This window comes from Alcanivorax sp. HI0083, assembly GCF_001635175.1.
The window spans coordinates 1-851 of the sequence record NZ_LWFX01000465.1; the positions used below are offsets into that span (position 1 = coordinate 1).

Annotated in this window: 2 protein-coding genes; both read right to left on the bottom strand. The window is 60.0% G+C overall.

Annotated elements, in window-relative coordinates; translation table 11 throughout:
• Nucleotides 1–173: NINE protein (locus A3754_RS25960; protein ID WP_156496797.1), on the bottom strand; the 173-nt coding region annotated here is incomplete at its 3' end.
• Nucleotides 174–367: 194 nt separating this feature from the next.
• A partial coding sequence (locus A3754_RS04785; protein WP_197468463.1) for an ATPase, T2SS/T4P/T4SS family occupies nt 368–851 on the bottom strand: 484 nt, incomplete at its 5' end.

Sequence of the window (851 nt, forward strand, 5' to 3'; positions counted from 1 at the left end):
GGGATCAAGAAGGCGTCCACGACCCAGCCGATGAAAAAGACGCCCAGGGTAAACATCCACAGCAAGCCGGTGAGCTGACGACCATAGTAAAACCGGTGATAACCAAACAGGCCGCCAAAAAACCATAGCAGGTAGCCGATGGGTGTCAGGTGTGTTTCCTTTTCTTGTTGCATGGGTTTCCCCCTCCGTTGGTAAAGTAAAAAGCGTCCTTGTTATCGCGGGATTCAGTAGTAAGCGCAAAGCGGCAACGCGGGCGTTTCTCTGAAATGAGTAAGCCGCGCCCGGTGGATGGGCGCGGCCTCTTTTTTTCAGGGCGCAGGTGGCTTCATCCGCGTTGTTGCGTGAAGCGTGCCGCCTGCAGCGTCTCCTACTCCGTATCCTCGATGCTCAGTCCTCGTGTGGCCACGTCCAGGCTGGAGGCGTCGGTTTCGTTGCCCAGTTTGATCATCAGGCGCAGGTCGTTGGGGGAGTCCGCGTGGAGCATGGCGTCTTCGTAGGTGATTTCACCGGCGGAATACAGGTCGTAGAGGGCCTGGTCGAAGGTCTGCATGCCCTGCTCGCGGGATTTGCTCATCAGCGCCTTGAGCTGGTGCACTTCGCCCTTGCGGATATGGTCCTGGACCAACGGCGTGCCCAGCAGCACTTCGATGGCCGCGCGGCGGCCCTTGCCGTCCGGGGTGGGGATCAATTGCTGGGCGACGATGCCTTTCAGGTTCAGGGACAAGTCCATCCACAGCTGGCCGTGGCGGTCTGCCGGGAAGAAGTGAATGATCCGGTCCAGCGCCTGGTTGGCGTTGTTGGCGTGCAGGGTGGCCAGACACAGGTGGCCGGTTTCCGCGAAGGCGATGGCC